The organism is Marisediminitalea alba, from assembly GCF_002993365.1.
Classification (GTDB): Bacteria; Pseudomonadota; Gammaproteobacteria; order Enterobacterales; family Alteromonadaceae; genus Alteromonas; species Alteromonas alba.
In genome coordinates this window covers 1-4,524 of the sequence record NZ_PVNP01000177.1, presented here as the reverse complement: position 1 = coordinate 4,524, position 4,524 = coordinate 1, and the positions used below count along the sequence as shown (strand labels likewise).

The window sequence follows — 4,524 nt, the reverse complement described above, 5'->3', positions numbered from 1 at the left end:
AGTGTTCCCTCGGATAAACCCGAGTGGATAAATTGCTTTGCTCTGCGAAAACGCTCGATGTCTTTTATAACTTCAGTAAACACATATCCCCTAACTGTCAGACTTTTACGAAGTGCTATTTTTAAGGGAAAAGGAGTGACTTCGGGACTTAATGCTCCGTGTACTATTATTGTTCCTTCAGGGCTCATTGCTTCAGCAATTTCAGCTATCTGCGGCCCACCGACAGCATCAAATGCGACTTTTAAATTGTTTGCTCCCAAGATACCTCTCAAGCTATCCAGTAGCGGTTCTTCTTGGGTTGCAATCACATGGGCCGCGCCAGCCTTGAGCACAGCAGCCTTTTTAGCGCCTGTTAGAGTTGTAGCGATAGGGATACCCCCCAGAGCATTCACAATTTGAATCGCAGCCAATCCAACACTGCTCGATGAGGCGGTTATCAGTACTGCATCGCCTTTTTGCACGTTAGCAATTTCGACCAAAGCGCCATAAGCTGTCAGGTACTGCATCCAAGCTGCTGCGCCTTCGGCAAAGGTTAGCCCTGCTGGTTTGAGTGCCACATATTCATTTGGTACGACAACCTCTTCTGCGTAGCAGCCGTTCTGAGAAAGCCCCATCTGAGGGACAATACAAACCTCGTCCCCAAGGCGTAAATGATTTACCTCTTCCCCGACTTCAATGACTATCCCGGATGCTTCATAGCCGATTCGCGAAGGGAAGTCAGCCTTTTCTATATAGCTGCCTCGCCTAAACATGGCATCAGCACGATTGAGCCCAACAACTTTGACCGCAATACGTACATCATTGGCCTGCAAACTTGGACTCGCGAGCGAGTCAATAGTTAATACCTCGGGGCCACCTAATTCATGGAAACGAACAGTTCGAATTAGTTTTCTTGGGCTCATATGCACCCTCAACAATGACTTTTTAAGCAATTACATCAATAACTACTTTACCCATGGATCCCAACTCTACGGCATTATGTGCATCCATTGCCGTGTCTAGGGAAAAGCGTAACGGATCGAGTAGTGGCTTAATTTGTCCAGCTTCAACAAGAGCCGTAATTTGCCGTAGAATGTCACCATGATGTTTGCGCCCCTCTCCGCTGAGCTGTGGGTGTAACACAAAAATCGCTGACAATGTTGCAGAGCGTAATGACGACGGTGCCAGGTTATGTGAGTCGAATGCAGCACAGCTTAAAATATGTCCATAATGTGCAATGATACCTAATGAGGCATCGAGTACAGAGCCACCGACAGTGTCGTAAATGATATCGAATCCTTTGCCTTGAGTGTATGCGTCCACGTACTCAGCAGGGCTTGCAGTGTGATAATCAATCGGCGTGGCACCAAGCGCCTTGAGCAGTTCTTGTTTTCCAGTCGATGCAGTGGCATAAACGTCGGCACCTAAGGCCTTAGCAATTTGCACAGCTACATGCCCAACTCCGCCAGCTCCACCTTGGATAAGGATTTTCTGGCCCGCTTTAACATTCGCCTTGTCAACCAAACCTTCCCAAGCGGTAAGTGCAACCAGAGGTAAAGCCGCAGCTTCACGCATGGACAAATTTTTAGGTTTGGGAGCAAGTAACTCAGCATCTACGTTGGCATATTCAGCCAATGATCCTTGCAATCCTCGCACTCCGCCAGTCAGACCATAAACTGCATCGCCTACTGCAAAGCCGGTAACGCCGTCGCCGATAGCAACAATTTCTCCAGCTAAATCGGTGCCAAGTACTGCGGGTAATTCCGGCATGGCATAAGGAGCGATACCTTGGCGGATCTTGTAATCAATAGGATTGACTCCACTTGCAAATATTTTTACTTGCACCTGACCTGCTGATGGAGAGGGTAAGTTAATCAGGGCATCCCGGAATACTGTACCCTCTTCATAGCTATCTAATACCAAAGCACGCATTTGTCTGTTTAACGCTGTCATCAATAACCTCACAAACTGAATATTCAGCGGGTGGTTAAATCACCCGCTGGTTAATAGGTCTTTTATTAAACGAATTAAAATTCTTGAACAGTTGGGCGCAGAACAATCTCGTTGATATCCACATCCGCAGGCTGCTCAATGGCGTATGCGATAGCACGAGCAACAGATTCAGATGGAATTTCATTTTGCTGATAAAAATCTTTTACAAAGGCTGCACCCTGAGTATCTGAACTTCCATGTTTTAATTCAGATTCGACTGCACCTGGTGAAATGATTGTTGAACGAATTTTACCCCCAACTTCATGGCGTAAGCCTTCGGCAATAGCGCGAACAGCGAATTTGGTTCCGCTATAAACCGTGCCGCCGGGACTGAATACTTTGATACCCGCTACGGACGAAATATTGATAAAGTGGCCTGTTCCCTGAGCCTGAAAAATCGGAAGCGCTGCGGCTACTCCATACAGCAGACCTTTAACGTTGATGTCAATCATGCGATCCCATTCGTCAACTCGAGTCTCTGCTAACGGTGCAATCGCCATTAACCCTGCATTATTGATAACCACATCAACTTTACCGAAGCGCTCTTGTGCAAGATTTACAAGGGCCTTCACTTCGTCCTGGCTAGTCACATCTGTCGCTTGAACCGCAACTTTTCCGCCCGCTGTACGTATGTCAGCAGCAATAGCTTCAAGCTTGTCGATGCGTCGGGCACCTAAAACAACAGATGCGCCAAGGCTGGCTAAATGTCTTGCCGTGGTCTCGCCTAAACCGCTGCTACCACCAGTGATCACAACGACCTTACCGCTGATGTTGTTTGCTAAAACACTGCTCATAGTTACTATCCTCAATTAAGTTGAATGACTTTGTCTAAATAACAAGCAAAGTATCTCTTACCTTCAAAAACCAATAAATGGAAATGTTTTAATTTTACAATTCCATATTTTGGAATAATATTTATGTATTGATATCAAACTTGAATGTGACTGTGATGCTTAACAGATTGGAAATGCTCCGGATATTTTGTACTGCTGCTGAGTCTCGCAGCTTTAAAGAAGCGGCTAACCGTCTGGGAATTTCTCCTCAGGCAGTGACGCGAGCAGTGAAGGAGTTAGAGCGATTGCAAGGGGAGCTTTTATTTCATCGAAATACTCGACACATACAAGTGACCCTAGTTGGAGAAAAATTTGCTGTGATAGCAAAAGAACGCCTGCTCGCTGTAGATGAATTGTTTCAAACAAGCGCCCCTGACTCGGGTAATGAATTACAAGGGCGGGTTCGTATCGCAGCGCCTGTTGGTTTTGGTCATAAATGCTTGATGCCAGCATTAATGGAACTCTCAACAGTACATCCTCAACTTGATATAGACCTGACACTCAGTGACGAGCGCGTAGATGTAGTTGACGAAAAAATAGATATTGGGATTCGTATCGGCTTCATGAGAGATAGTCGATTTATTGCCCGCCAGCTTGCCAAAATTAATATGTATGTCGTGGCTTCGCCTGACTTAATAAATAGAGTGGGAACGCCTGCGTCTGCTGACGAACTAAACCACTTGCCGGTTACAGGATTAGTAGATCGCAATACGGGAAAGCTTTGGCCATGGGTTTTTTCCATGGACAGACAGTGGACGCCATCCATAACACGTTTTCGAAGTGCCGACGCCGAAGCTGAATTAATGGCTATACAAAATGGACTAGGTTTTGCTCAAATTCCTGACTTTTTGGTCCAAGACTTATTACGCCAAGAGAAACTTGTGAGAGTGTTAGAAGAGATCGAGCCTGTGCCTTGGGATTTATATATTTATCGCCCTCAACGTGGTCCAGTACCACAACGTATTCGATTGGTTTTTGATCACTTGGTGTCAAGATTGAGTGACCGCTAATGGCACATAAGTTATATTCATAAAGTGCGAATACTACATTAGCTCACTTTACTGCAAAAACCGTAACCAATGTCTGGGTTGAGTCACCAGGAATCATAACAAAGTGCATTTAGCTGCCAACATGCTACCAAAACTCTGCGGCAAGCTGCCATCTTTTATTCTTCGCCAGAGCGTCGTATAGCTAATGTGGTATCGAGCCATCACTTCGTAAGACGTTAGAAAAGGGGTTACTTGGTGAGCCACTGCTGTCATCTGCATTCTCCTGAAAATCAATGTAAAGCTATCATCGCCTGATTCATCACTTGTTGATGGTCAGAAAGGTGCATGATTTGTTCAGAAGATCAGGTCCATACAAATGAACTTTTAGGACAGCAGAAAAAAAACCGGTAACCAACTCAACCGGCAAACAATTAGAGATAATCGCGAACGTCTTACCATCATTTCTCGATTTTTGGCATAAAAAATATAGGCAAGTTTTGGCTAAAACCCAGTAGGCACAAGGCCTACAGCTAGGTTTGTGTCATGGAATTTGGCTAAAAACGGTAAATATGGCGATTTGTACTCAAGTTTGTACACACTTTCCGAGGTTACGCTTGAACATCATTGAAAAGCAAAGAAACGAGAAAAAGACAAAAAGCCTTTAAATTCAGTACGTAGAGATGTGATTGTGGTGTGCAATGAAAGGTGGTTTTAAGCGTTGAAAGGCTGGG

Annotated in this window: 4 protein-coding genes; 1 reads left to right on the top strand and 3 read right to left on the bottom strand. The window is 45.1% G+C overall.

The genetic code is table 11. The features are described from left to right. The 3 genes from C6Y40_RS15570 to C6Y40_RS15560 form a co-directional block, all read right to left on the bottom strand. A partial coding sequence (locus C6Y40_RS15570; RefSeq protein WP_105935363.1) for a zinc-dependent alcohol dehydrogenase family protein occupies positions 1–902 on the bottom strand: 902 nt, incomplete at its 3' end. Between the two features lie 22 nt (positions 903–924). Further along, positions 925–1,932, bottom strand: coding sequence for a zinc-dependent alcohol dehydrogenase family protein (locus tag C6Y40_RS15565; protein WP_105935362.1), 1,008 nt, complete (start codon positions 1,930–1,932; stop codon positions 925–927). Positions 1,933–2,006: 74 nt separating this feature from the next. After that, positions 2,007–2,765 carry an SDR family oxidoreductase gene (locus tag C6Y40_RS15560; protein WP_105935361.1) on the bottom strand — a complete coding sequence of 253 codons (759 nt, stop codon included), beginning with the start codon at positions 2,763–2,765 and terminating at the stop codon, positions 2,007–2,009. 155 nt (positions 2,766–2,920) lie between these two features. On the opposite strand from C6Y40_RS15560, the gene C6Y40_RS15555 reads away from it, so the two are divergent. After that, positions 2,921–3,814: a LysR family transcriptional regulator gene (locus C6Y40_RS15555; RefSeq protein WP_105935364.1), complete on the top strand. Its 894-nt coding sequence runs from the start codon at positions 2,921–2,923 to the stop codon at positions 3,812–3,814. Positions 3,815–4,524 lie beyond the last annotated feature (710 nt).

Bases quoted from the DNA above. Each gene is read 5' to 3' on its own strand.
- C6Y40_RS15565 (WP_105935362.1), bottom strand. From the start codon at position 1,932: ATGACAGCGTTAAACAGACAAATGCGTGCTTTGGTATTAGATAGCTAT.
- C6Y40_RS15560 (WP_105935361.1), bottom strand. From the start codon at position 2,765: ATGAGCAGTGTTTTAGCAAACAACATCAGCGGTAAGGTCGTTGTGATC.
- C6Y40_RS15555 (WP_105935364.1), top strand. From the start codon at position 2,921: ATGCTTAACAGATTGGAAATGCTCCGGATATTTTGTACTGCTGCTGAG.